22 protein-coding genes are annotated in these 21,068 nt (G+C 59.8%); 18 read left to right on the plus strand and 4 right to left on the minus strand.

Features of this window, described 5'->3' with window-relative positions:
* The first annotated feature begins 36 nt into the window (after window positions 1-36).
* The 16 genes from Q0V70_RS08130 to nucS all read left to right on the plus strand — a co-directional run bounded on the left by Q0V70_RS08130 (window position 37) and on the right by nucS (window position 14,846).
* Window positions 37-1,575, plus strand: coding sequence for an ATP-binding protein (locus Q0V70_RS08130; protein ID WP_297590563.1), 1,539 nt, complete (start codon window positions 37-39; stop codon window positions 1,573-1,575).
* Between the two features lie 127 nt (window positions 1,576-1,702).
* Window positions 1,703-2,191: a response regulator gene (locus tag Q0V70_RS08135; RefSeq protein WP_282921109.1), complete on the plus strand. Its 489-nt coding sequence runs from the start codon at window positions 1,703-1,705 to the stop codon at window positions 2,189-2,191.
* A gap of 51 nt (window positions 2,192-2,242) precedes the next feature.
* Window positions 2,243-3,823 (plus strand): DASS family sodium-coupled anion symporter, encoded by a 1,581-nt coding sequence (locus Q0V70_RS08140; RefSeq protein ID WP_297590566.1) that lies wholly within the window; start codon window positions 2,243-2,245, stop codon window positions 3,821-3,823.
* Between the two features lie 114 nt (window positions 3,824-3,937).
* The gene (locus Q0V70_RS08145; RefSeq protein ID WP_297590567.1) at window positions 3,938-4,585 is read left to right on the plus strand and encodes an L-threonylcarbamoyladenylate synthase; all 648 of its coding nucleotides are present in this window, start codon (window positions 3,938-3,940) and stop codon (window positions 4,583-4,585) included.
* Window positions 4,586-4,714: 129 nt separating this feature from the next.
* On the plus strand, window positions 4,715-5,899 hold the full coding sequence (locus tag Q0V70_RS08150) for an MraY family glycosyltransferase (protein ID WP_297590569.1): 1,185 nt from the start codon (window positions 4,715-4,717) through the stop codon (window positions 5,897-5,899).
* The gene (locus tag Q0V70_RS08155) at window positions 5,896-6,402 is read left to right on the plus strand and encodes a hypothetical protein (RefSeq protein WP_297590572.1); all 507 of its coding nucleotides are present in this window, start codon (window positions 5,896-5,898) and stop codon (window positions 6,400-6,402) included. Before Q0V70_RS08150 ends, Q0V70_RS08155 begins: the two co-directional genes overlap by 4 nt.
* A 107-nt stretch (window positions 6,403-6,509) precedes the next feature.
* On the plus strand, window positions 6,510-7,334 hold the full coding sequence (atpB, locus tag Q0V70_RS08160) for a F0F1 ATP synthase subunit A (protein ID WP_297590574.1): 825 nt from the start codon (window positions 6,510-6,512) through the stop codon (window positions 7,332-7,334).
* Between the two features lie 62 nt (window positions 7,335-7,396).
* On the plus strand, window positions 7,397-7,612 hold the full coding sequence (gene atpE / locus Q0V70_RS08165) for an ATP synthase F0 subunit C (protein WP_004007339.1): 216 nt from the start codon (window positions 7,397-7,399) through the stop codon (window positions 7,610-7,612).
* 9 nt (window positions 7,613-7,621) lie between these two features.
* Window positions 7,622-8,170: a F0F1 ATP synthase subunit B gene (locus Q0V70_RS08170; RefSeq protein WP_296180455.1), complete on the plus strand. Its 549-nt coding sequence runs from the start codon at window positions 7,622-7,624 to the stop codon at window positions 8,168-8,170.
* 24 nt (window positions 8,171-8,194) lie between these two features.
* Window positions 8,195-9,016 (plus strand): F0F1 ATP synthase subunit delta, encoded by an 822-nt coding sequence (locus Q0V70_RS08175; RefSeq protein WP_297590577.1) that lies wholly within the window; start codon window positions 8,195-8,197, stop codon window positions 9,014-9,016.
* Window positions 9,017-9,078: 62 nt separating this feature from the next.
* Complete coding sequence (atpA, locus tag Q0V70_RS08180; protein WP_297590580.1) at window positions 9,079-10,701, plus strand: F0F1 ATP synthase subunit alpha; 1,623 nt, start codon at window positions 9,079-9,081, stop codon at window positions 10,699-10,701.
* A gap of 66 nt (window positions 10,702-10,767) precedes the next feature.
* Window positions 10,768-11,700 (plus strand): F0F1 ATP synthase subunit gamma, encoded by a 933-nt coding sequence (locus tag Q0V70_RS08185; protein ID WP_297590582.1) that lies wholly within the window; start codon window positions 10,768-10,770, stop codon window positions 11,698-11,700.
* 33 nt (window positions 11,701-11,733) lie between these two features.
* Complete coding sequence (gene atpD, locus Q0V70_RS08190; RefSeq protein ID WP_297590584.1) at window positions 11,734-13,179, plus strand: F0F1 ATP synthase subunit beta; 1,446 nt, start codon at window positions 11,734-11,736, stop codon at window positions 13,177-13,179.
* Between the two features lie 6 nt (window positions 13,180-13,185).
* The gene (locus tag Q0V70_RS08195; protein ID WP_297590586.1) at window positions 13,186-13,494 is read left to right on the plus strand and encodes a F0F1 ATP synthase subunit epsilon; all 309 of its coding nucleotides are present in this window, start codon (window positions 13,186-13,188) and stop codon (window positions 13,492-13,494) included.
* Between the two features lie 179 nt (window positions 13,495-13,673).
* Window positions 13,674-14,117, plus strand: a complete 444-nt coding sequence (locus tag Q0V70_RS08200; protein WP_297590588.1) for a DUF2550 domain-containing protein — start codon at window positions 13,674-13,676, stop codon at window positions 14,115-14,117.
* A 36-nt stretch (window positions 14,118-14,153) separates the two neighbouring features.
* Window positions 14,154-14,846 (plus strand): endonuclease NucS, encoded by a 693-nt coding sequence (gene nucS, locus Q0V70_RS08205; RefSeq protein ID WP_297590590.1) that lies wholly within the window; start codon window positions 14,154-14,156, stop codon window positions 14,844-14,846.
* A gap of 80 nt (window positions 14,847-14,926) precedes the next feature.
* Here nucS and Q0V70_RS08210 read toward each other — a convergent pair whose 3' ends face one another.
* On the minus strand, window positions 14,927-15,229 hold the full coding sequence (locus tag Q0V70_RS08210; protein ID WP_297590592.1) for an ATP/GTP-binding protein: 303 nt from the start codon (window positions 15,227-15,229) through the stop codon (window positions 14,927-14,929).
* A gap of 3 nt (window positions 15,230-15,232) precedes the next feature.
* Window positions 15,233-16,528: an N-acetylglucosamine-6-phosphate deacetylase gene (locus Q0V70_RS08215; protein WP_297590594.1), complete on the minus strand. Its 1,296-nt coding sequence runs from the start codon at window positions 16,526-16,528 to the stop codon at window positions 15,233-15,235.
* Window positions 16,529-16,714: 186 nt separating this feature from the next.
* Between Q0V70_RS08215 and Q0V70_RS08220 the strand changes: the two genes are divergently transcribed.
* Window positions 16,715-17,491 (plus strand): alpha/beta fold hydrolase, encoded by a 777-nt coding sequence (locus Q0V70_RS08220; protein ID WP_297590596.1) that lies wholly within the window; start codon window positions 16,715-16,717, stop codon window positions 17,489-17,491.
* Between the two features lie 81 nt (window positions 17,492-17,572).
* On the opposite strand, the gene Q0V70_RS08225 is transcribed toward Q0V70_RS08220, so the two are convergent.
* Both Q0V70_RS08225 and Q0V70_RS08230 read right to left on the minus strand, forming a co-directional pair.
* Entirely contained in the window at window positions 17,573-18,559 is a 987-nt protein-coding gene (locus tag Q0V70_RS08225) for a hypothetical protein (RefSeq protein WP_297590599.1), read from the minus strand.
* Window positions 18,549-19,490 (minus strand): hypothetical protein, encoded by a 942-nt coding sequence (locus Q0V70_RS08230; RefSeq protein WP_297590602.1) that lies wholly within the window; start codon window positions 19,488-19,490, stop codon window positions 18,549-18,551. Before Q0V70_RS08230 ends, Q0V70_RS08225 begins: the two co-directional genes overlap by 11 nt.
* A gap of 200 nt (window positions 19,491-19,690) precedes the next feature.
* Here Q0V70_RS08230 and Q0V70_RS08235 point away from each other — a divergent pair, with 200 nt between their 5' ends.
* Complete coding sequence (locus tag Q0V70_RS08235) at window positions 19,691-21,022, plus strand: DivIVA domain-containing protein (protein WP_282921128.1); 1,332 nt, start codon at window positions 19,691-19,693, stop codon at window positions 21,020-21,022.
* Window positions 21,023-21,068: the final 46 nt, after the last annotated feature.

Genomic DNA, 21,068 nt, shown 5'->3' on the forward strand with positions numbered 1-21,068 from the left:
ACCCGTGCGCTCGCGAAATTCCGGCATGATAGTGGCATGTACGAAAGCCGCTTTGTTTTTGACCTCGAACAGGACGATGAAGAAATCATCGCCGAAATTGTGCGCCGCGCCGAGATTATCTTGGGACCCCAGGAACGGATTACCTTCCCGGTGGGGGCGCACCTAACCGAGGAAGGCCAGCCGGTTCGTAGCATTATCCTGGCGCTATCCGGCAGTATCGCGCTGGAACGCTCCTCGGCGAGCGGGGATTTGCTGATGCACCATGCTTCGACCGGGCGCATCATCGGAATGCTGTCCTCAGGGGAAGAAATCGGCGCGTTCTTTACGGCCGTGGTGACCGAAGAGGTCGTGGGGATTAGCCTCACCCTCGACGAAATGAACATGATTATTGCCGGGGATTCCCGGGTGTCGCTGCTGGTGGCAGCCTTGTTTATGCGCACTTACGACCGCCGGTTGCGTCGCGCGGAAAACCTCCACTTGGAGACGGCGGTCCTGGCCGATCAACTGGCGCTGCAGCGAGCGAACTTGGCGAAAGCCCTGGACAAACTGCGCGAGACCCGGGAGGAAATGGCTGCACAAGCCCGTTTTGCCTCGCTCGGGGAGCTGGCGGCGGGTGTGGCCCACGAACTCAATAATCCGGTGGCGGCGATTCGTCGTGCCGCGGATTACATTCACGAGGATATGCGCATGTTGCTGTCGACCTGTCCCGACGAAACGTGGCGGAACCTGGCTCTGGAATCCCTGGAAAATGCCGAGGAAGCCCCGTTCTTGTCCACCAAGGAAACGCGGGCGCGTAAACGTGAACTGTTGGAAATCCTGGGCGACGCAACCCTGGTGGAACGCCTGTCCGTGGCAGGAGTCTACAGCACTGACCTGGCCCGCAATCTCGCCAGAGACATGAAAGCCAACCCGGACACGGACCTGGGGGCCTTGGAACAAGCGGCTGCCATCGGCACCAGTCTGCGCAACCTGCGTACCGCCTCGGGACGCATCATTGACCTGGTGGCGTCCCTGCGCTCTTATGCGCGTCCCGATGGGGATCCGGTACAAAACGTCGACGTCAACACGGGCCTGCAAGACACGTTGCGCCTGCTGTCTCACCGCTTGGACAAAATCGACCTTGACGTGCATTATGGCGAACTACCGCGGATTTCTTGCCACCCCGGCCAGCTGGATGAGGTGTGGACGAACCTGATTACGAACGCGGTGGAAGCTATGTCCGGCGAGGCTTCGGCCGCCAGCGATGCGGTCGGCAAGCGCCCCACCGACCGGGACGAACTGGCGGGAATGATTGGGCAGCTAACCATCAAAACGGAAGCCCGCGGCGACCAAATCGTGGTGACGTTCCGCGATACCGGACCCGGCATTGCCCCCGATGTCATCGAACACATTTTCCAGCCGCATTTCTCTACCAAAGGCGGCGAAGTGAGGTTCGGCATGGGTATCGGCCTGGGGCTGTGTCGCTCGATTGTGGAAAATCACGGCGGAACCATCCGGCTGGAAAACGTCTCCAATCCGACGGGCACCTTGGCCATCGTGGAACTGCCGACCACCGGAATTCCAGTCTCGCTTTAGGGTCACAAGCCCGGTCGGGCGGTTTCGCGCGGACTGCTGGTTTTCGTTTTCTGACGTTTTCCGGCAAATTGGTCCGAATCCCGCGATGGAGTGAAACAATAGAAAAGTCCCCAATGAAGGAGAAACCATGAAACTCGCCATCCTAATCCTTGAAGACGAACCGGAAGTTCGTGCCGCTGTGACCCGTGACCTGCTGGGATTCGCGGACACTTTACGCATCGAACCGGCGGAGGATGTGCCTGACGCGTGGGAGGTCATCGATGAGATTTCAAACGATGGCGATGCCCTGGCTCTGGCACTGTGCGACCATCGGCTGCCCGGCACGACCGGCATCGAGTTCATGGGCCAGATGATGTCCGACGAACGCACCCAGCTGACCCGCAAAGTCCTGGTGACCGGTCAGGCTGACCTATCTGACACCGTGCGTGCGGTGAACGAAGCCGGGCTCGATCAGTACGTGGCGAAACCCTGGAAACCCGAAGAACTCCAAGACGTGGTGCGCACCATGTTGACCGATTACGTGGAACTGGCCGGGATTGACCCGGTGCCCTATCTCTCGGCGCTGGATCCGGCGCGGGCGATGGAGCTGACCAAAGGGCTCAGCCGCCCGGACTGACCGGTGGCCGGCACGCAGCATCGAACGGCGAGGAACAAAGGGGCAGGATCAGTGAGTAATCCAGATAATCCGCAATCCGAAAACGCTATCGAACCATCCGACGCGGGCCGGGAAGGAAACGAACCGGCGGTAGCTGCGCCCCAGTCTCGTGCCGCCGCCCCGAAACCCGCAAAACGTCCCATCCGTACTTTGCGGCCCAAACCCCCTTCTAACGTCAAAAAATCCGCCCCGCTGGGCTGGAAAGAAAAGATTGGCCTGGTGCTGGGGGCCATCGTGTTCTTCGTCCCCCTGCTGGTCGACATCCCGAATCTGGGCGTGCCCGGCGAACGCATGTTGGCGATTTTCCTGCTGGCTATCGTGTTTTGGATTACCGAGCCGATTCCCCTGACCGCCACCGCGGTGCTGGTCATCGGCCTGGAGGTCATGCTGGTGTCCACGGGTTCGCCGTTTGACCCCACCGGCGGTGACCCGTCGCAAGCCGAACATGTCGCCAAGTATTCGGAATACTTCGCGACCCTGGCCAACCCGACAATCATCCTGTTCATGGGCGGTTTTATGATTGCGGAAGGCGCTGAAAAGTTTTCGCTGGACCGCAACCTGGCGGCGGTGTTGCTCAAACCTTTCCCGGAAAAGGCGCGTCTGACAACCTTGGGACTGATGCTGATTACCGCTCTGCTGTCCATGTTTATGTCCAACACCGCCACGACCGCCACCATGTTTACCGTGGTCATCCCCATTTTGGCGGCATTGCCAAGGGGCCGGGCGCGAGCCGGCGTGGCGCTGTCGATTCCCTTGGCCGCCAACGTGGGCGGTATCGGTACCCCGGTCGGTACCCCGCCCAATGCCATTGCGGTCGGCGCCCTGGCCGCCCAGGGCATTCACGTGTCCTTCGGGCAGTGGATGATGATGGCGGTGCCGTTTATGCTGGTGGTGCTGTTTTTATCGTGGCTGTTCCTCAGCGCCGTGTTTATCCCGCGCGATGCCGTGATTCACATTGAAATGACTTCCCAGTGGAACAAAACCCCGAAAGCCGTGTTGTTCTACATCATCGCCGGATCCACGATTCTGTTGTGGATGACCGAGAGCCTGCACGGGATTTCCTCCAACGTGGTCGGGTTCCTGCCCGTCGTAGCGCTACTGTGTCTCAAGGTCATGAGCGGCGAGGACATTAAGAGCATCGACTGGCCGGTGCTGTGGCTGGTGGCAGGCGGTATCGCGATGGGTGAAGGCATCGGGAACACCGGCCTGGACAAGTTCCTGGTCAACTCCGTGCCGTGGAACTCTCTGGGGGCGGTGTTGATTGTGGCACTGCTCGGTTTTGTCGGTTTCGCTATCGCCAACGTCATCTCCCACTCGGCCTCCGCTAACCTGCTGGTGCCCCTGGCTGTGTCCCTGGCGGTATCCCTGGGCGATTCGGTCGATACGGTCACGGTCGCCTGCGCTGTAGCCATCGCCTGCTCGCTGGGCATGTCGCTGCCTATCTCGACCCCGCCGAACGCCATTGCTTATGCCACTGGGGAAATCTCGGTGAAACAGATGGCTTTGCTGGGTTTGGTGGTCGGGACTGCCGCCACTTTGACGCTGGTGTTCGCACTGCCGCGGATGTGGGCGCTGATGGGGTTTGTCGGCTGAGACGTGCCCCGGCTGTGCCGGTTTTGGGAACACAGTCACAAGCGAGGTGGAGCCGGGGATGCCGGTTGAGTCGGTTTAGCCGGTTTGGCTGGCGCGGGGACTAAAATCAGCTCTATGAAGATTGTTGATGCCCTGACCGGGCCGATTACCCGGTCTGACCTGGCGGCGATTGACGCGGTGGTGAAACGCGATGAGCTGCTGGTCATGCCTACCGATACGGTTTATGGAATAGCCTCGGTGCCGTTTGCCCCCGCGGCGGTGGCACGTTTGCAGCAGGCCAAAGGCCGGGGGGAGGACTTTCCTCCGCCGGTGTTGGTTTCCGGTCCGGCGGCGTTGGATGAATTGATGGCCCCGGAACCGCAGGCTAGCGCGAGTCAGCGGCGCGCCGCGCGTGTGCTCGCTGAGCGCTTTTGGCCCGGTGCTCTGACTATTATCGTGACTGCCAACCCGGCTCTGGGCTGGGATTTGGGGCAAACCCACGGGACGATTGCGTTGCGCCAGCCCAATCACCTGGTGGCGTTGGAGATCTTGGGCCACACCGGCCCACTGGCCGTCACGTCCGCCAACCTGCACACTCGGCCTCCTGCCACTGATATTGCCGCCGCCACGGAATATTTTGGTGAGCAGGTTAGTGTTTACGTGGACGCGGGACCTTCGCCCTCCGGACACCCGTCCACCATCATCACCTTGGCACAGGGCTCCCCGCGCTTGATACGCCAGGGCGATGTCCCCCTGGCTGACATCCTCGCCGCCCTGGCTTGAGGCCTCATGCGCTTATACCGGGGGATATGGGCAGTAGCTGCCATTATTGGCAGCTACCCGGCATATCTCCCCCTTATAGTCACATCGGAGCGAAATAACCCGCCTCTAACCCGCTAAACTAAAGCCCGTATGAAGTTTTACCTGTTGATATTCCTGGTTGCGGCCGCGGTTACGTACCTCACGGTTCCGCTGGTGCGCCAGTTTGCCCTGGCGACAGGGACTTTAGCGCCGGTGCGGGAACGTGATGTCCACGAATTTCCGACTCCGCGTCTGGGCGGGGTAGCGATGGGCGTGGGTTTCCTCGTGGCGCTGGCCATCGCCTCGCACACGCCATTTTTGGCTGATGCCGCCAGCTTTGAACACGTCAAGGGTTTGGCGGTGGGTGCCGTCTTGATTGTGATTCTGGGCGTCATCGATGACATCTGGGACTTGGATTGGTACACGAAACTGGCAGGCCAAATCCTGGTGGCAGGATTGATGTCCTGGCTGGGTATCCAGTTGACGTCCTTCCCGATTTTCGGCCTTACCATCGGCTCATCTCGCCTGTCCTTGCTGGTCACAGTGCTGGTAGTGGTGGCTGCCATCAACGCGGTGAACTTCGTTGACGGCTTGGATGGTTTAGCCTCCGGCATGATGGCCATCAGCGCCACCGGCCTGTTCATCTATTCCTACACGCTGTCGCGCACGCTGGGGGCCGCGTCCTACGCCTCCCTGGCCTCGACGGTAGCGGCGGCTTTGGCCGGAATCTGCTTGGGATTCTTGGCACACAACTTTTCTCCCGCCTCCATATTCATGGGCGATACCGGAGCCATGCTGCTGGGTTTACTGACGGTGGCCGCCGCCATCATCGTCACCGGCCAAATCGACCCGGCAGTCGTCTATTTTCGCCAGGCTTTTCCGTCTTTCCTGCCCATTGTTTTGCCTCTGGCGGTGTTGGCTATCCCCATTTTTGACATGGTCGCCTCGGTGATTCGCCGGCTGTATCATCATCAGTCTCCCTTCCAAGCCGATGCCGGTCACCTGCATCATCGCCTGTCCCATGCCGGACGTTCCCGGGTGCGCGCCGTGCTGGTCATGTACCTGTGGACGGCGGTGTTTTCCCTGGGGGCGGCCTCGCTGACTTTGCTGCGGATGCGCTACGTGTTGGTGTTGATGCTGGTAGCCTCCCTGCTGGCAATGGTGGCGACGATTGAGATTCTGCCTGCCTGGCGTGAAGGGGTGCGCCGCTGGTTCAACCCGAAATATCGCCAACCCCACGGCCCGGAACACGCCCTGTACCGTGACTCTTCCCTTTCTGATAGCGTAAAGCCGTGAACGAAACAACTCCCCAGCCGGCGCAATCTCCCGCTTTCCTCGCGGCTCAAGTGGGTCCCCGGACTCGCCGGGCGGTGAAGTTTTCTTTGACCGCGATTTCCCTAGCTGTGCTGATGGTGCTGCTGGTGGCGGCCGGGTTAGCGGCGTGGTTGGAAGGAGCGGCGGGACTGCGTTCCGTGGGTTTATGCGCCGCAGTGGGGGCGGGCCTGGTGGCGGTGACGTTTGCCACACACCTGTTCACCCTGAATCACCCCGACTTGATGATGGCGGGCATGGGCGCGGATTTTGTCTTGAAAATCATCGTCATTTTGCTGGCTCTGGGGGTGGCGCGAAAGCTGCCGGGCCTGGATGCGAAAATAATTTTTTTCACCATGCTGGCCATGATTTTGGTTCAGGCCATCGTCTTTCCGGTGGCGCTGGCAAAAGCGCAAGTGCCCTTGTTAGACCCGGTCTCACCACCGACGCAGTCGGAAACTGAAGGGGAAAAACCGACCGCGTATTGAAAATTTGCGTGTTTTTACCCAAGCTAGTTTTTACTCGTGCAAATCCCGTTTGAATTTCATGATAACGTTGTTAGGCGAACTCATGATTTAGGACTCAAAGGAGAACAATGGGAGTGCAGTTGACGCTCATGTCGGCATTGATGCCGAATTTGGTTCCCGCTACAGATGACTCGTTCCATGCCCCCACCATTATGGACTTGTTCCCCCCGGTCGTTGCTTTCGCCGGAACTCCTTTCACTATCGACCGTGTCATGATGATTCGTCTCATCATGACACTGCTGCTGGTACTGTGTCTGGTACTGTACGCCACGCGGGCCAAACTCATCCCGGGACGCGCCCAGTACGTGATGGAGTTCGGGTTCAAATTCTGCCAGGAAAACATCGCTGAGGAAGTCATCGGCAAGGAAATCGGGCGTAAATACACCCCGATTATCACGACCGTATTCTTCTCGGTGCTGTTCATGAACATTGCGGGTATTATTCCGGGCTTTAACCTGGCTGGTTCCTCAAAACCGGGCTTCCCGTTGCTGTTAGCGGTGTTTGCCTGGTTTGTTTTCATTTACGCCGGAATTCGCGAGACCGGTGTAGGCCAGTTCTTTAAGTCCTCGCTGTTCCCGCCGGGTGTGCCGTGGCCGCTGTATCTCCTGCTGACCCCGATTGAGGCGATTTCCACCTTTATCATTCGCCCGTTCACCCTGTTCGTCCGGTTGTTGGCCAACATGATTGCCGGCCACTTCCTGCTGGCTTTGACCCTGAGCGCCACGAACTACTTCCTCTTTGCGCATCTCTCGGCGCTGTCCCCGATAGGAATCCTGACTTTTGCGGCAGCTTTCGCGTTTACCCTGTTCGAAATCCTGGTGGCTTTCCTGCAGGCGTACATTTTCGCGATTCTGACCGCGGTGTATGTGAACCTCTCCGTACACGCACATTAGAAAAACAAATAGGCTTCTCGCGCCAACCGGCGTGAGAATAACAACAAATAAGGAAAGAAAACATGACTGGAAGTGCACTTGTTCTCGCAACCATCGGCTATGGTCTGGCCGCTATTGGACCTGGCATTGGCTTGGGCATTCTGATTGGTCACACTCAGGACGCTATTGCCCGCCAGCCGGAACTGTCCGGAAAGCTCACCACTAACATGTTCATCGGTATCGCCTTCGTCGAAGCCTTGGCTTTGATCGGTTTGGTGACGGGCTTCCTGTTCCGGTAAGGAGCACGTATGTTAGGCACTTTAGTATCACTAGTAGCTAAGGCGGGCGATACCCCGAACCCTCTGCTGCCAGAGACTTACGACATCGTTTGGTCGGCGGTCATCTTCGTGGTCATCTTGGTGGTGGTTGTGAAGGTCGCTCTGCCGAAGTACAACGGACTGGTGCAGGAGCGTGCCGACAAGCTCCAGGAGGGCTTGGACGCTACGGCGAAGGCACAGGCGGACTCGCAGGCCGCGGCGCAGCGGATTGAATCCGAACTGCGTGACGCGAAGGAAGAAGCCGCCCAAATTCGCAATAAAGCCAATGCGCAAGCGGAGGACATCGTCTCCCGCGCCACTGAACGCGCTGATCAAGAAGCCAAGCGCATTATCGAGCAAGCTCAGCGCCAGATTGCTGCTGAGCGGGCCGCGGCGGAAGCCTCCCTGCGTCAGGACGTGGGCGACTTGGCTACCCAGCTCGCGGAAAAGATTGTGGGCGAACAGCTGAAGGATGAAGCCCTGAGCTCGCGCGTCGTGGATCGGTTCCTCGACGAACTCGAAGCCCAGCCGGTGGCTTAAAGATAGAGAAGGTAAGGGAAGTCAATGAGAGCCTCGTCGGTAAGGACCTTGGCCACTATGGTCATGGCCGTCGATAAGACCCTGGGGAAAGCCACGATGAAGACTGGCCCCGCGGTCGCCGAGGAATACTTTGCCCTGTCTGAACTGCTGGAAAACAACATCCGTCTGGCCCGCAACCTGTCTGACCCGGCGCGTACCGCCCCGGACAAGCAGGAACTGGCTCGCACTATCTTGAGCTCTAAGCTTTCCGAACCGGCCCTGGCGGGAGTATTGGAACTCGCCGCCGGTCGTTGGTCCAGCGAGCTTGACCTGCAGGAAGCCTGCCGGTTGCTGGCAAACCACGTGTTGCTGAAAACCGCCCAGGATAACGGCCAGCTAGAGGACGTCGAACGCGACATCTTTGCCATGAGCCAGGTCGTCTCCAAGAACCGCGATTTGCGCAACTTCCTGACTGACAATCATCGCGCCCCCCTGGATCAGCGTCTGGAGACGTTCAACTCTCTGGTCGGTTCCGGGGTCAAGCCCCTGGCGTTGCGCCTGGTGAATGCCGTGATTGCCAAAGCGGCGCCCGGTCGCCTCGCGTCAGACCTGCGGGCTTTGCTGGATTCGGCCGCGCGGATGCGCCAGCGGGGGATGGCGACGGTTTACACCGCCACGCCGCTGAGTGAAACCCAGCAGTCCCGGCTCATTCAGTTGCTGTCCGCTCGCAGCGGCGAACAGGTTGAGGTCAACGTAGTCATTGACCCGAACCTGGTGGGCGGCATGAAGATTGTGCAGGGCGACACGGTGATGGATGGCGCGGTCAAGTCCCGCGCCGAGCAGTTCCGGCGCAAGCTGGCAAGCTAATACGAAACGAAAATATGACCGATAGGGCTAGACCCTATGGAACGACAACAGAAGGAATGCTGATGGCTGAGCTATCAATAAGTCCCCAGGACATTAAGAGCGCCCTGGACAAGTTTGTGGATGCGTACGAACCATCCGCCGCGACCGCGGAGGAAATCGGCTACGTGACCGAAACTGCTGACGGCATCGCCCATATCGAGGGTTTGCCCGGCACTATGGCCAACGAGCTGCTGCGCTTCCAAGACGGTACCCTGGGTCTGGCAATGAACCTGGACGAGCGCGAGATTGGCGCTATCGTCTTGGGTGATTTCACGGGGATTGAGGAAGGTCAAGAGGTCTACCGCACGGGTGACGTGCTCTCCGTGCCGGTGGGTGATGGTTACCTGGGCCGCGTGGTTGACCCGCTGGGCAACCCGATTGACGGCCTGGGCGAAATCAAGGACTTGGGCGAGCGTCGTGCTCTGGAATTGCAGGCTCCCGGCGTGATGATGCGCCGTTCCGTGTTCGAGCCGCTCCAGACCGGGCTGAAAGCCATCGATTCGATGATTCCGATTGGTCGCGGCCAGCGTGAGCTGATTATTGGCGACCGCCAGACCGGCAAGACCGCTATCGCCATCGACACGATTTTGAACCAGCGTGACAACTGGAAGTCCGGCGACCCCAACAAGCAGGTGCGCTGCATCTACGTGGCGGTCGGCCAGAAGGGCTCCACTATTGCCTCCGTGAAGGGCGCGTTGGAGGACGCCGGCGCGATGGAGTTCACCACTATCGTGGCCTCCCCGGCTTCGGACGCGGCTGGGTTCAAGTACCTGGCTCCCTACACCGGTTCAGCCATCGGTCAGCACTGGATGTACCAGGGCAAGCACGTGTTGATTGTGTTTGATGACCTATCCAAGCAGGCGGAAGCCTACCGTGCGGTGTCGCTGTTGCTGCGCCGTCCGCCGGGGCGTGAAGCCTACCCAGGTGACGTGTTCTACCTGCACTCTCGCTTGCTGGAACGCTGCGCGAAGCTGTCCGACGATTTGGGCGGTGGCTCGATGACCGGCTTGCCGATTATCGAAACGAAGGCAAATGACGTGTCGGCCTACATTCCGACCAACGTGATTTCCATCACGGACGGCCAAATCTTCCTGCAGTCCGACCTGTTCAACGCGAACCAGCGTCCGGCCGTGGACGTGGGCATTTCGGTGTCTCGTGTGGGCGGCGACGCTCAGATTAAGGCCATGAAGAAGGTCGCCGGTACGTTGAAACTGACGTTGGCGCAGTACCGTTCGATGGCCGCTTTCGCCATGCTGGCTTCCGACCTGGACGCCACGACCCGCAAGCAGCTGACTCGCGGCGAGAAGCTTATGGAACTGTTGAAGCAGCCCCAGTACACGCCTTATCCCGTTGAGGAACAAGTGTGCTCCATCTGGGCTGGCACGAACGGTTACCTGGACGACATCGCTACCGACAAAGTCCTCCAGTTTGAAAAGGACTGGCTGGATTACCTGCGTAACGAGGGCAGCATCCTGAACGAAATCAAGGAAAAGGGCGCTTGGCCCGATGAATTGGTGGCGCGTTTGGAAACTGCCGTCAAGGATTTCCGCAAGTCTTACGACTTGGTTCCCCAGGCTGACTTGAATGCCATTGAGGGCGATGCCGAGGCGGAGCAGTCCGAGGAACAAATCGTTAAGAAGCGCTGAGGCGCCTGGGCCAGCGCTGCTGGTCAGCAACGAAAGTAACCGAACAGAACGTAAGGGAAGGGCAAAGTGTCAGGTTCGCAAAGGGCTCTCAAGCAGAGAATCAGGTCCACTGAGACTCTGCAAAAGATTTTCCGTGCCATGGAGATGATTGCGGCCTCCCGCGTGGGCAAGGCTCGCGCCGGGGCGGAATCCATCACCACTTATGACTCGGCCATCGCGGCGGCAGTCGCGGCCGTGTCCGCCCACGCCAAACTCGATCATCCGCTGATTACGGAACGCACCGACACGAACCGCGTGGCGGTTTTGGCGGTCACCTCTGACCGCGGCATGGCCGGTGCCTATTCCGCGTCAATCCTGCGGGAAACCGAGCGTCTGCTGGAACGTTTGCGTGATGAAGGCAAAGACCCGGTGGTCTATGTCTCGGGTCGCCGCGGCTTGTCCTACTTCAACTTCCGCGGTATGGAAGTGCGCCGGGCATGGACCGGGGGTTCGGATAAGCCCAGCGAGGAACGCACCATGGAAATCGCCAAGAGCCTCTTGGCGGCGTTCCTCAAGTCGCCGGAAGAGGGCGGGGTGTGCGAGCTGTACATGGTTTACACCAAGTTCCGTTCGATGGTGTCCCAAGTGCCCCAGGTGCGCAAGATGCTGCCGATTAAGGTCATCGACCCCGATGAACCGGTCCAGATTGACGGGATGGGTTTGGACAAAGCGGCCGACAAGTCCGTCATGCCGCTGTATGACTTTGAACCCAGCGCTGAGGAAGTGCTCGAGACCGTCATGCCGCTGTATGTCGAGTCGCGGATTCGCACCGCCCTGCTGCACGCGGCTGCCGCCGAGCTGGCCAGCCGTCAAAACGCCATGCACGCCGCGACCGATAACGCGTCCAACTTGATTAACACCTTGACTTTGGACATGAACAAGGCTCGTCAGGCCGACATCACCACCGAGATTACGGAAATCGTGTCCGGTGCTGACGCGCTCCAAGATTCTAAGAAATAACCGATTACCAAACGCCGATTAGAGGAAACGAAAATGAGTGAGAAAACCCCAGGAACCGGTCGTATCTCCCGGGTTATTGGCCCGGTCGTGGACGTGGAGTTCCCCCCGGATCAACTGCCTGAGATGTACAACGCTTTGACCGTGGAATACACGGGCATGGGCAGCACCGAAGCCGGCCAGACCCAGACCATGACGATGGAGGTGGCTCAGCACTTGGGCGACAACATTGTCCGGTCCATCGCCCTGAAGCCTACTGACGGTTTGGTGCGCGGAGCCAAGGTAGTCGATACCGGCTCCCCGATTTCGGTACCGGTGGGCGACATCACCAAGGGTCACGTCTTTAACGTGATTGGCGACTGCCTGAACTTGAAAGACGGCGAAACTCTGGACGTCAAGGAGCGTTGGTCCATCCACCGCACCCCTCCGGCTTTCGACAAGCTGGAATCCAAGACTCAAATGTTCGAGACCGGCATTAAGGTCATCGACTTGCTGACCCCCTACGTGCAGGGCGGCAAGATTGGCCTGTTCGGCGGTGCCGGTGTGGGCAAGACCGTGTTGATTCAAGAGATGATTCAGCGTGTGGCTCAGGACCACGGCGGTGTGTCCGTGTTCGCCGGGGTCGGTGAACGTACTCGTGAGGGCAACGACCTGATTCACGAAATGGCTGACGCGGGCGTGTTGGACAAGACCGCAATGGTCTTCGGCCAGATGGACGAGCCGCCGGGGACGCGTCTGCGCGTGGCTCTGTCCGGTTTGACGATGGCGGAATACTTCCGTGACGTGCAAAACCAGGACGTGCTGCTGTTCATCGACAACATCTTCCGTTTCACCCAGGCCGGTTCGGAGGTGTCCACCCTGCTGGGCCGGATGCCTTCCGCCGTGGGCTACCAGCCGAACCTGGCTGACGAAATGGGCCAGCTCCAGGAGCGCATTACTTCCGCGGGTGGTCACTCGATTACCTCCCTGCAGGCCATCTACGTGCCGGCGGATGACTACACCGACCCGGCTCCGGCCACGACCTTCGCGCACCTGGATGCGACCACGAACCTGTCTCGTGACATCGCGTCCCGCGGTCTGTACCCGGCGGTGGATCCGCTGGCCTCCACCTCGCGTATCCTCGACCCGCGCTATGTCGGCAAGGAACACTACGAGGTCGCGACCCAGGTCAAACAGATTCTGCAAAAGAACAAGGAACTGCAAGACATCATCGCCATCCTCGGTGTGGACGAACTGTCCGAAGAGGACAAGGTCACGGTGGCGCGCGCGCGTCGTATCGAACAGTTCCTGTCCCAAAACACCTACATGGCGGAAAAGTTCACCGGCGTACCCGGCTCGACCGTGCCGATGAGCGAAACCATCGAGGCGTTCAAGCGGATTTGCGAAGGCAAGTACGACCACATTCCCGAACAGGCGTTCTTTAACATTGGCGGTATCGAGGACCTCGAAGCGGCCTGGGCGAAACTGCAAAAGGAAATGTGATAAACCATGGCAGACACGCTGAAAGTTGCGGTGGTAGACCGCACGCGCACCCTGTATCAGGGAGAAGCGTCCCAGGTCATCATGCCTGCCGCAGACGGTGACCTGGGGGTCTTGCCGGGCCACCAGCCGCTGTTTGTCGTGCTGCGGGCCGGACAGGTGCGTGTCGACGCATCGGGCTCGACCGGAAAAGCAGATTCGCATAACTTCCCGGTCGAGGCCGGTTTCGCCTCGGTGGATAATAACACCGTGACCGTAGTGCTGGATCGCAGCTTGGCTGCCAGCTCCGCGAATCAGGCTCCCGCATCGGCAGACTAAAATAAACAACTTCCACGAATCAGTCCGATTGGGATATGATTGCCCATAAGGCTCTTCGGGTTTTCTCTAAGGCAACTTGGGGATAGCAGTGGCGGGGTCATTGAGATGCCCGCCACTTTGGGCATTGGCCGCAGAGCTGGGCTTCAATGTAGCGGCTCTAGGACGTGAGGAGGAACATCATGGGTACCGCAACCAGTGCGATGTTTGCCAGTCTGCTCCTGGTGCTGTTCCTCGTTTGCGCGCTGGCGATTTACTTCCTGGCGCGCTTGCGGTTTAAGGCCCAAAATGATGGTTCTTTCAACGTCGCGTGGCGGGCCAATACTACCGATCCGTGGCGAGCCGGGGTGTGCCATTATTCCGAGGATTTTCTGAAGTGGTATCGGGTAATTTCCCTGCGTTGGGGCTCGAATCACCGTTGGGAACGGGCGGATTTTGAGATTTTGGAATCGGCGGTAGATACCGAGCCGGGGTCGGACTATACCCTGGCTATTTTGCATTGCCGCGCGCCGCGTGAGGGTTTTTCTGAGCCGGACGATTTTTGGTTGGCGATGGATGAACACGATTATTCCGGCTTGGTCAGCTGGAAAGAATCCTCCCCGCCGCGTACCCAGATGGTTTACTGAGTTTCTTACCTCGCGCGGTTCGGCTAGGCTAGCAGTATGCGCCTGGTCATAGCGGATTGCGAAGTCAATTATTCGGGACGTTTGGACGCGCATTTGGCTGCGGCGAAACGCCTGTTGATGGTGAAAGCTGACGGTTCAGTGCTGATTCACAGCGATGGCGGTTCCTACAAGCCCCTGAACTGGATGAGTCCGCCCTGCCAGCTGCACATTGAGCTGGAAGATTCCAACGCCCCGCAAGGCCCGCAAACGTGGCGGGTACAGGCCAAATCCGGAGACGCCCTGCTGATTAACATCACTGCGGTCTATGAAGATGTCGTGTGTGATTTGGGGGTCGATCCGGGACTGGAAAAGGACGGGGTGGAGGCGCATCTGCAAAAGCTGCTGGCGGAACAGGTAGCGGTACGGCTGGGGGAGGGCTGGACTTTGGTGCGCCGGGAGTGGCCCACTCCCATTGGTCCGGTTGACCTGCTGGTTCGTGATGCACAAGGACGTCCGGTGGCGGTGGAGGTGAAGCGTCGCGGCGAAATTGACGGGGTTGAGCAGTTGACCCGCTACCTGGATTTGCTGGGCCGGCAAGCCGACCTGGAGGGCATTACCGGGATTTTTGCTGCCCAAGAGATTAAACCCCAGGCCCGCACGCTGGCCACAGACCGTGGGATTCGCTGTGTCGTGCTGGATTACGATGAGATGCGCGGCGTGGATTTTGATGCCGAAAATCGATTGTTCTAAACCCCGCCAGACGACCCGCAAAACGCCACGCACCCCGCTTGTGCCCACCCCGTCCGGGCTGGGGCGTCACGGAATCGGCTCTAATAGCCCCCGGTAGTGCCGGATTCCCAGCAATAGTTGTGCCAGTGGCGGCGCGCCCTCACCCCGGTGTCCACTCCAAAGGGCGCGTTCAGCGGCCAAGCCACGATATGCGGGGTATTCGCTTCGACAGCGTGCCCGCAACCGGGGCAGACGTAAGATTTCTGGCCGGCGCTGCCGGTCAGACGCTGGACGTGATATTCCTGCCCGCCGCGCGTCACGACCCGCGGGACGCTGGCAAGGCGCTGCATATCCAAGGGGCGATAGGGTTGACCGCGCCGTTTGGACTTTCGCTGACTGGGCACGGGCTAATCCGAATAATTCTTGGGTACGGATGCCACCAGGGTGCCGTAGCGATACACCGAAAGCGGATAGAGATTCTCGTCTGTGACCAGCAAATCCGCCCGTTTGCCCGTTGCGATTTCGCCGATGTTGGTCTGACCCAAAATGCGAGCGCCCTGTACCGAGGCGCAGTACACCGCGTCGGTCAGCGGGATTCCCGCGCCTTTCCAGGCGCGGCGCACGATGTCTACCAGGTGCCAGTTTGGATCTTCCTGGGCGGAGTTCGATTCGCCCAAGGGCATACCTGTGGCGGCGGTCGCGTTACTGACAAACACTACTGAATCGCGTCCGACCAGCTCAAACACGTTGCGCACGGCACTGAGATCCACGTGCTCACCGTCCGCAATCAGCTCCAGAATACAGCCGCCTCCGGCCGCGTCCGCCAGCAGTTCTAACATCGGGCCGGGGGTGCGATGATGGAAGGGCTGCATCCCGTTAAAGAAGTGAGTCACCACATAGCGGGGGCAACGCAGCTTTTCCGAGGGCGTCAGCCCCAGCTTTTCCCGCGTCCAGGTCGCGGCTCCGCGCATAAACTCGGCGGAAGCGACCGTGTGCCCAAAGGCGGGAACCGCCCCGTTTTCAATCAAAACTTCCGCCACGGAACCGGAACCGATAGCGCGTTTGCCTTCCGGAGCCAGCGTCATCGACACTGTGTGTCCGCGAGTGGTAATCATGAGTTCGCGGGTCAGCGCCGGGTTTGGCGGCTGAACTTGTGCAAAATCTTGGGACCCCAGGACGGCACGAGCCCGTTCCTCGCGTTCCTTGGCGCTGAGCCCTTCGGTCGGGAGGGAATCAGCGGGGGAGTCTCCGGGGAGCATCCCGGTTACCCCCAACCGTCCCGACGCCAGGAACGGCCCTTCAAAGTGAATCCCGTCCAGTTCGCCCGCGTCACACAAATCGGCCATCATCTGACCCTGTCGGCGCAGGTCCTCCGGGGAAGCTGTCGAGAGTGAACCGACCAGGGTGGTGGTGCCGTGTACCCGGTGCTCCCACACCGCGGTCATCATGGCTTCCACCGTGGTGGCGGTGGGGAAAGAGCTGCCCCCGCCCCCGTGGCAGTGGGTGTCGACCAGACCCGGCAAAATGTAGCGCCCGTCAGTCGGGGAAGGTGCGGCCACGACCTCGGCACCGTAACCTGCCGCCTGCGCTTGGGGCGCTTCTCCCATCCACACTATGGAGTCCCCGTCAATAATGACAGCTCCATCAACGATTATGGAAGACGGCGTGACGATGCGCCCGCGTACTGCAAAAGGTTCACTCATGTTCCGATTATCGCATTTTTGCGCTGTTCCAAAGTAATTTTTTCGCTCCCTAGTCGTGTCGGGCGCCTGCCGGGTGGCGACCGGTGCGGTCGGCTGACGCCGTGGACGCGAGGCCGGCAGTGCCGGGTTGGGGGCAACACTGTTCGGGTTTACCCGGTATTAGAGGAAATCCTTTAAGATAAAACCATGCTGAACATGATTGCCCGCGACATTATCCCCGGACCGATTGGCCCTACGATGGTGCTGCTTCACGCTTTCCCGATGGATCACCGGATGTGGCTGCCGACCGCGGACCGCTTGGGTGGGGTGCCGCTGCTGATGGTGGATGCGCCCGGATTCGGCCAGACTCCGCCGATGATGGACACCCCCTCGCTGGACGCGTTTGCGGATGAAATCGTGGCAAACCTGGGCAAGTTCGGCATTGAACGCATTATTCCGGTCGGTAACTCGCTGGGCGGCTACGTGGCGCTCACCATTTTGGAACGTCACCCGGATGTCGTGGCCGGTCTGGGCTTGATTGGAACACGGGCGGACGCGGATACGGTCAGCGAAAAAGCCGACCGGTTCGAAAACCTCATCACCATGCTGGCCGGGGACCGCGCGAGCCTGCTGACCCCCCAGATTGAATCCCAGTTCACCGCCTCGACCCGCCGAGGGCGCCCGGAAGTCGTGTCCGAGGCCGTGCAATGGTCCGAGGAAGCCTCCAACGAAGGAATTTCCTGGGCACAACGGGCTATGGCGGCGCGCCCGGACCAGATGGCGCTGCTGGAAAATTTTGACAAACCCGTCCTGGTCATGCGTGGCGAGGAGGACCCGGTCATTTCCCCCGAGCGTGCCGCCGCGATGGCTCAGGCCGCCCATACCGAGGTCGTCGAGGTCCACGAAACCTCGCACTTGGTACCGATTGAAAATCCCGGGGCCGTCTCGCGCCGCCTGATGGCGCTGTATCCCCAATGCATGTAGGCCGCGCGAAACCCCTCTAGCCTGCGGAAACACCCTTGTGAACGCTATCGGTAGTGTAACTCGAAACGCGACCGCAACGCCCTAGTCCGCGCTCATCGACGTGACGGCATCGGAGGCGCCCAGAACCGAAATCTTTTGGTTCTGGCTGGCTTTGTTCGGCAGGTTGAATAGCACCACGACCGTGTGCGTTTCGGTCAGGGTCGATGCCGCAGCTGTTTTCCCGGTGTAAGCCTGAGCCAGGGGCGAGAGCTGGAGTTTCCGGGGAGATTTCATGGTCAAGTCGTAGTTCAGAGCGGCCATTACCAAGGCTCCGCCGTCCGTAGTACCCAGGGCGATGTAGCCGTCAGTGCCCGGCCGCGCGGTCATAGTGACTTCCAAACCGCGGCTTTGCTGGGCGAGGGCGGAATAGTCCGTGCGCCGCTGGGCGAAAGTTGCGGCAAAAGAATCAATCGCGGTGTCAAAAACGTCCTTGGCGTTGTTGGGGTCGTTGAGGAAGTCCGCGTAAGTTTTCGCCAAAGCTCCCGGCGGAACCACAAAGTCTTTGGAATCCGCCTGGGGCGTGGGCGAGCCGACTTCGGGCTTGAAAGTCGCGGGGAAGCTGGCCTTGGGGAACAGTTTCGTGTAGCCCCACACCGCGTAGTTGGCGCGCGGCGAGGACTGGACGAAACCGAACACGTAGAGCGGCTGACCTTCGACCGTGGGCGAAACCGTGTAGGCGTAGCGCGGCCAATCCGTAGCCTGCTGCACCACTGTGACCTGCGGATTCGCCAGGGGAAGCGCTCCCAGGTTGGCGCCGCGAGTCGTGTTCGTCATCAGGTATTCTCCGTTGCGCATACCCAGGGCCGGGTTCGTAAAACGGCTGGTCAGCTGCTGCCAGTCGCGAGCGCCGTCCCCAGCTTGAGCCACGGCGTTGGCCTCGGTGGTGACTGCGGTGAAGCGTTGCTGGTCAATAGCGGGCGGTTCGTTGCCGCCGTTGGGGGAGGTCACGAGGGTGGGGGTGTAGGCACAAGCGCTCAGGGCCAGGGCGGTCGCTCCGGCCGCAAGGAGGGTCGTCAGCTTATTCGTCATGGGAGGCCTCCGTTTCGGGGTCTGTCGCATCGTTATTCTCCGGTTGGCGCCGCCATTTTCTGGTTCGTTTAGGCTGGTCATCAGCTTCTTCAGCCATGCGCAATGAGCGGCGCGTGGGATGGACTGCCGGAATGACGCCGGTGTCCGTGGGAGCGTCGCCGGCGACCGCGGAGGTGACCTGACTGGCGAGCTGTCGTGCCTGATCCTTTTCCAACGTATCCAAACGTTTGGCACGCGAACGCCGTTCGGACAGCACCAGCAAAGCCAGATAAGTCCCGATAGCTCCAGCGGCGATAATCCCCACGATGGTCATGAGGATAGCCGAGATGCTGGAGGGCTCATTTTTCAGTTTCCACTTCAGTTCCAGCTGCGGTCCCGCCGCTTTGTCCGGGGGATTGACCACGAAAGCGACCGCGCTCCAGCGGTTATCACTCAGCTGCCAGTTCAGAGAGGCGTGACCGGTGCCATGAGCGCTTTGTTTCCAGATGTCTAAGGACGTTAGATCCGCTGCATCGTTTTGGGCGGGGGACGCCAACTGTTGCAAACCGCCTGGCAAAGTTTGTTCGCCAGGAGCAGAATTAGTTTTTTTCGCCGCGACGCTGTGGGAGGTGAGCAGATTATCGGCTTTGAAACCGGTCAGTTCCAAGTGATTGACCGATTTGGCAAAAGCCATGGCGTCTGTGGTCAGGGCGATTCCTAAAAAGACTTCTTGTTTTGCCGGCCCGGTAGCGCGAATCGTGACCTTTTCCCCGGTGGATTCCAACAGATTCTCTCCCGTCAGGACGATTGCCGACTTGGTCGGTTCGCTGTGAAACGCCACGTTGGCGCTGGGGCGCAGGAAAGTCAGGCGAGACATTCCAATAAAGGCCACCAAAAGTGAGACAATCAGCAGGGCCATGCTGAGATAGCGGGTGGTGCGATTCGATGACATGGGTCTCCTTGAGAATTTTGGAACCGGCTACCATTTACTTTAGCGAGATTGGCGGTCCACAGCGACTTAGCCATGTCATAAAGGTTCGTGTAAATGGTTAATCAGAGATTTTTTCGTTATAGACTTAGGATATCGTTATACTAAGTTTGGCGGGGCAGGTTAATTTGCCCGTTGGTTGACGTCTTTAGGAGGACTCACAAGTGACCGAAGAGCAGACAGATTTTCCAATCGTGATGCGCGGGTACGACCGCGTTCAGGTTGACCTGCAGATTCAAACTTTAATGACGGCTTTGGCTGAGGCACGCCGTGAGGTAGAAACCCTTGACGCGCGTAACGCCACCCTGGCAGGGGATTTGGGCGAAGCTCAGCGCCGTCTAAAGGAAAGCGACAAGTCGAGTTATACCGGTCTGGGCGAACGCATCGAACAGTTGCTGCGTTCGGCTGAGGAACAGTCCACCACCGTTATTAATAAGGCGAACGCTGACGCGGAATCCTTGCTGGAAAAGACCCGTTCTAACACTCAACGTCTGACTCAGCGCGCCGAAGCCGAAGCGGCTTCCATGCTGGCTGAGGCTCGTCGCGAAGCCGAGGAACGCACCACCCAGGCGGAAACCGAAGCGGAAACCGTGCTCACCAACGCGCAGCACCGCGCTGATGAACTGGTCGCCGCGGCGGAACGTGAAGCGGCCTCGCTGCGCGCCGAAGTGAACACTCAGGTCAACGACCTGCGCGCCACTGCTGACCGCGAAACCGAGTTGCAGCGCGCCCAAGCTGAAAAGGATTACGTAGAAGCCCGGGTTAAGGCTGAACAGGAAACCACGGCTCTGCGCAACGAAGCTGCAACCGAAATTCAGGAACTGCGCGAAACCGCTACTGCCGAAGCCACTCAGGTGCGCGAACAGGCTCAGCAAATGGCCGAGAAGCTGCTGGCGGAAACCCGCGCCGAAGCCGACAAGATTATCTCTAACGCTCGCGCCGAAGCCGAGCGTCTGCGTGCCGAATCCGAACAGGCTCGCCAGGACACCGAAACTGAGATTGCTTCCGCGCGTGCGGCCGCTCGTGAAGCTGACGCACAGGCTCACGAACAGGCTCGGGCTGAAACCTCCGCGATGGTCGCCACCGCGAAGGCTCAGGTTGCTGACGCTGAGAAGCACCTCGGCGAGACCTTGCAGCGTGCCGAGCGCCTGCTGACTGATACCGACGCCGTGGTGCGTCGCCGTCAAGAGGATGCCCGCCGTACCGCCGAGGCCACCATTTCAGCTGCGGAAGTCGAAGCGCAGCAGCTGCGTGAAGCGGCTCGTGCCGAAGCTCAAGCCGAACGTGCCGCCGCCCAGCGCACGGTCGAAAAGCTGGAACGTCAGCGCGAATCCGTGGCGGCCTACCTCGACGAAATGCGTGGCCTGCTGGGGTCGCGTGCCGCCGATGCCATCTCTGGCCTGCAGGCTTTGGAAGAGGACGAAGAAACCCGCGAACCGGTAGAGTTGCCGGCCGATGTGGATGCTTACGCCCTGCCGGAAGAAGCCAGCGAATAACCTTTTTTCATGACACCCCCAAGTTTTGGCGGTCCTGCGGGGCCGC

Origin of the sequence: uncultured Mobiluncus sp. (assembly GCF_947087965.1) — a bacterium.
Taxonomy (GTDB): domain Bacteria; phylum Actinomycetota; class Actinomycetes; order Actinomycetales; family Actinomycetaceae; genus Mobiluncus.

Coding starts and splice junctions, on each gene's coding strand:
- Q0V70_RS08130 (WP_297590563.1), top strand. CDS start 37: ATGTACGAAAGCCGCTTTGTTTTTGACCTCGAACAGGACGATGAAGAA.
- Q0V70_RS08135 (WP_282921109.1), top strand. CDS start 1,703: ATGAAACTCGCCATCCTAATCCTTGAAGACGAACCGGAAGTTCGTGCC.
- Q0V70_RS08145 (WP_297590567.1), top strand. CDS start 3,938: ATGAAGATTGTTGATGCCCTGACCGGGCCGATTACCCGGTCTGACCTG.
- Q0V70_RS08150 (WP_297590569.1), top strand. CDS start 4,715: ATGAAGTTTTACCTGTTGATATTCCTGGTTGCGGCCGCGGTTACGTAC.
- atpB (WP_297590574.1), top strand. CDS start 6,510: ATGGGAGTGCAGTTGACGCTCATGTCGGCATTGATGCCGAATTTGGTT.
- atpE (WP_004007339.1), top strand. CDS start 7,397: ATGACTGGAAGTGCACTTGTTCTCGCAACCATCGGCTATGGTCTGGCC.
- Q0V70_RS08170 (WP_296180455.1), top strand. CDS start 7,622: ATGTTAGGCACTTTAGTATCACTAGTAGCTAAGGCGGGCGATACCCCG.
- Q0V70_RS08175 (WP_297590577.1), top strand. CDS start 8,195: ATGAGAGCCTCGTCGGTAAGGACCTTGGCCACTATGGTCATGGCCGTC.
- atpA (WP_297590580.1), top strand. CDS start 9,079: ATGGCTGAGCTATCAATAAGTCCCCAGGACATTAAGAGCGCCCTGGAC.
- atpD (WP_297590584.1), top strand. CDS start 11,734: ATGAGTGAGAAAACCCCAGGAACCGGTCGTATCTCCCGGGTTATTGGC.
- Q0V70_RS08195 (WP_297590586.1), top strand. CDS start 13,186: ATGGCAGACACGCTGAAAGTTGCGGTGGTAGACCGCACGCGCACCCTG.
- Q0V70_RS08200 (WP_297590588.1), top strand. CDS start 13,674: ATGGGTACCGCAACCAGTGCGATGTTTGCCAGTCTGCTCCTGGTGCTG.
- nucS (WP_297590590.1), top strand. CDS start 14,154: ATGCGCCTGGTCATAGCGGATTGCGAAGTCAATTATTCGGGACGTTTG.
- Q0V70_RS08215 (WP_297590594.1), bottom strand. CDS start 16,528: ATGAGTGAACCTTTTGCAGTACGCGGGCGCATCGTCACGCCGTCTTCC.
- Q0V70_RS08220 (WP_297590596.1), top strand. CDS start 16,715: ATGCTGAACATGATTGCCCGCGACATTATCCCCGGACCGATTGGCCCT.
- Q0V70_RS08225 (WP_297590599.1), bottom strand. CDS start 18,559: ATGACGAATAAGCTGACGACCCTCCTTGCGGCCGGAGCGACCGCCCTG.
- Q0V70_RS08230 (WP_297590602.1), bottom strand. CDS start 19,490: ATGTCATCGAATCGCACCACCCGCTATCTCAGCATGGCCCTGCTGATT.